Source organism: Micromonospora sp. NPDC051296, from assembly GCF_040682255.1.
GTDB classification, from domain to species: domain Bacteria; phylum Actinomycetota; class Actinomycetes; order Mycobacteriales; family Micromonosporaceae; genus Micromonospora; species Micromonospora craterilacus.
This window is the reverse complement of record NZ_JBFBAO010000539.1, coordinates 1-3,284: the sequence shown is the minus strand read 5'-3', so window position 1 is coordinate 3,284 and position 3,284 is coordinate 1. Positions and strand designations below refer to the sequence as shown.

3 protein-coding genes and 1 pseudogene are annotated in these 3,284 nt (G+C 74.8%); 3 read left to right on the top strand and 1 reads right to left on the bottom strand.

The window, feature by feature from the left end:
* Positions 1 to 773: hypothetical protein (locus AB0M52_RS32475; RefSeq protein WP_363961588.1), on the bottom strand; the 773-nt coding region annotated here is incomplete at its 3' end.
* A 184-nt stretch (positions 774 to 957) separates the two neighbouring features.
* On the opposite strand from AB0M52_RS32475, the gene AB0M52_RS32470 reads away from it, so the two are divergent.
* From AB0M52_RS32470 to AB0M52_RS32460, 3 genes and pseudogenes are all read left to right on the top strand, one after another.
* On the top strand, positions 958 to 2,391 hold the full coding sequence (locus AB0M52_RS32470) for an RNB domain-containing ribonuclease (RefSeq protein ID WP_363961586.1): 1,434 nt from the start codon (positions 958 to 960) through the stop codon (positions 2,389 to 2,391).
* 94 nt (positions 2,392 to 2,485) lie between these two features.
* Positions 2,486 to 3,184 carry an NADPH-dependent F420 reductase gene (gene npdG, locus AB0M52_RS32465; RefSeq protein WP_363961584.1) on the top strand — a complete coding sequence of 233 codons (699 nt, stop codon included), beginning with the start codon at positions 2,486 to 2,488 and terminating at the stop codon, positions 3,182 to 3,184.
* A gap of 4 nt (positions 3,185 to 3,188) precedes the next feature.
* Positions 3,189 to 3,284: pseudogene (locus tag AB0M52_RS32460) on the top strand (MFS transporter); the annotation flags it as partial.

Below are 3,284 nucleotides of genomic sequence, written 5' to 3'. Positions count from 1 at the left end.
GGCACCGTACGGCCGCCGGCCTGCTCAGGCGGGTGATGGTCGGCGAAGAAGGCCCCCGCGAAGACGACGGCGGCGAAGTCGACGGCGGCGAAGAAGGCCCCCGCGAAGAGGGCTCCGGCGAAGGCCGGCGTGACGGCGGCGAAGGCCGTGTCGGGCGCGCGCAAGGCGCCCGCGAAGAAGACCACGGCGGCGGCTCGGACGACCACGGCGCGCAAGACCACCTCGGTGACGACCGGGGCCCGGAAGACCGCGGCGAAGCAGGCACCCGCCAAGAAGGCGCCCGCGGGCAAGGCGGCCACGGGGCGGAAGGCCGCCCCGGCCAAGCGGGCCACGACGGCGGCGGCGACCCGGCCCGCGACGGGCGCGCGTCGGACGACTGCGACGACGCCCGCGCGGAAGGCCACGACCAGGGCTGGTGCCGCGGCAAAGACGACCGCGGCAAAGACGACCGCGGCAAAGACGACCGCAGCGAAGTCGACGGCGAAGAAGGCACCCGCCCGGAAGGCCGCCGCGCCGGCACGCAAGACCGTATCGGCGGCGGGACAGGCCCCGGCACGAAAGACCACGTCGGCGACGACCCGGACCCCGGCCCGGAAGACCGCCGCGAAGAAGGCACCCGCGAAGAAGGCAACGGCGAGCAAGGCGACCACGGCGCGGAAGACCGCCCCCGCCAAGAAGGCCACGGTGGCGTCGGCGCGACCCGCGTCGGGTGCGCGCAAGGCGACCGCGGCGAAGGCGCCCGCGCGGAAGGCCACCACCAGGGCGAGCAGCACCGCGAAGAAGTCCACCGCCGCCAAGGCTCCCGCGCGCACGGCGACCGGGCGTAAGGCGACCACGCGTACGGCGTCGACCGGGCGGGCCGGCACCGCGCGGAAGGCGGCCGGCTGACCCGGCGTACGCCAGACGACCGTCGGTCGGTGGAGGGCGGCGCGTGCGGCGCGCTGTCAGGATTGACCCATGGTCATCCGACGCGTCCTCGCGCCCCGCATCGACTTCGGTGCGTTGCGCCGCGAGTTGGACCTGCCCGAGCTCTATCCGGAGGCGGCGCAGCGGGAGGCCGAGGAGGCCGCCGCCGCGCCGCCCCGGCCGGCCACCGACCGCACGGACATCCCGCTGGTCACGATCGACCCGCCCGGCTCGCGGGACCTGGACCAGGCGATGCACCTCACCCGCCGCGCCGGTGGCGGTTTCCGGGTGCGGTACGCGATAGCCGACGTCGCCGCGCACGTACGCCCGGGTGGCGCGCTGGAGGAGGAGACCTGGCGGCGCGGGCAGACCGTCTACCTGCCCGACGGCAACGTGCCGCTGCACCCGCACATCCTCGGCGAGGGCGCGGCGAGCCTGCTGCCCGACGTCGACCGGGCGGCCGTGCTGTGGACCATCGACCTGGACGCCGACGGCGGCACCGTCGCCGTGCTGGTGGAACGTGCGCTGGTCCGCAGCCGGGCCAAGCTGGACTACGCCGGGGTGCAGGCCGACGCCGACGCGGGTCGGCTGCCGGAGCCGATCGCGCTGCTGCCCGAGATCGGTGCCCTGCTCACCGCCCGAGGACTCCGCCGGGGCGCGATCAACCTGCCGATTCCCGAGCAGGACGTGGAGGCCGACGGCGACGGCTGGCGGCTCGTGCTGCGGGCGCCGGTGCCGATGGAGGAACACAACGCGCAGATCTCCCTGCTCACCGGGATGGTCGCCGCGGATCTCATGCTGGCCGGCGGGGTCGGCCTGTTGCGGACGATGCCACCGCCGAAGCCCGAGGCGGTGCAGCGGCTGCGCGCGGCGGCGGCCCCGCTGGGCGTGCAGTGGCCGGACGACGTGGGCGTCGGTGAGCTGCTGGTCGGGCTGGACCCGGCCCAGCCCCGGGCCGCGGCCTTCGTCGATCAGGCGGCCGAGCTGATGCGGTCGGCCGCGTACACCGCCTTCGACGGCGAGTTGCCCGGGCAGCCGGCGCACGGCGGGGTCGCCGCTGCGTACGCCCATGTCACGGCGCCGTTGCGGCGACTGGCCGATCGGTACGCCACGGAGGTCTGCCTCGCCCTGCATGACGGCCGCGAGGTGCCCGACTGGGCCCGAGCGGCGCTGCCCCGGCTGCCTGCGGTGATGGCCGCGACGGATCGCGCCGCGTCGGCGGCCAGCCGGGGCGCCATCGACCTGGCCGAGGCGGTACTGCTGGCGCACCGGGTCGGCGAGACGTTCGACGCCGCGGTGCTGGACGTGGACGCGCCGTCGAACGGCAAGGCCCGTCCCGGCCGCCCGCCCGGTGGCACCGTCGCCCTGGACGACCCGCCGGTACGCGCCCGCTGCGTCGGCGAGCTGCCGTTGGGTACGCGGGTGCGGGTCCGCCTGATCGCCGCCGACCCGGTCACCCGCTCGGTCGGCTTCGAACTCGCCTGAGCCCGTCGCGGCACCTCTCGGTAGAGTCCGCAGCGGGGTTTGTCACAGCACCAGTCGCTGCTGCCGGGGCGGTGGATTTGCGAGGATGACGACCATGGCATACGACGCGAGCACCCTGCCCGATGTGTCCGGGCTCACCGTCGGCATCATCGGCGGCACCGGTGACCAGGGCCGAGGGCTCGCCTACCGGTTCGCCCGGGCCGGCCAGGCGGTGCTGATCGGCTCTCGTTCCGCCGAGCGGGCCGCGCAGTCGGCTGCGGAGATCGCCGCGCTGCCCGGCGTGCCGGCCGCCGGTAGCGTCACCGGTGCCGCCAACGACGAGGTGGCCCGCCGTAGCGACGTAGTGATCATCGCGGTGCCCTGGGACGGGCACGCCGCGACGGTCGCCGCTCTCGCCGAACCACTCGCCGGCAAGATCGTGGTCGATTGCGTCAATCCGCTCGGCTTCGACAAGCACGGCCCGTACGCGCTGGCCGTGCCCGAGGGCAGCGCCGTCCAGCAGGCCGCCGCGCTGCTGCCGGACTCCCGCGTCTGCGCGGCGTTCAACCACGTCAGCGCCCCGCTGCTGGCCGACCCGGAGATCGAGCGGATCGAACTCGACGTGCTGATCTGCACCGAGGAGCGGGAGTTGGTCGGCATCGTCGGCGCGCTCGCCGCCCGCATCTCCGGCATGCGCGGCATCTACGCTGGACGGCTGCGCAACGCCCACCAGATCGAGGCGTTCACCGCCAACCTGATCGCCATCAACAAGCGCTACAAGGCGCACGCCGGCGTCCGCGTCACCGACCTCTGAGCCACTGGTGGACAGTCTGGGGCGTACCGCCCAGGTCGAGCTGACCCTGCACGAAGGGCGCAAACACATCGTACGGCGGCTGCTCGCCGAGGTCGGCCAC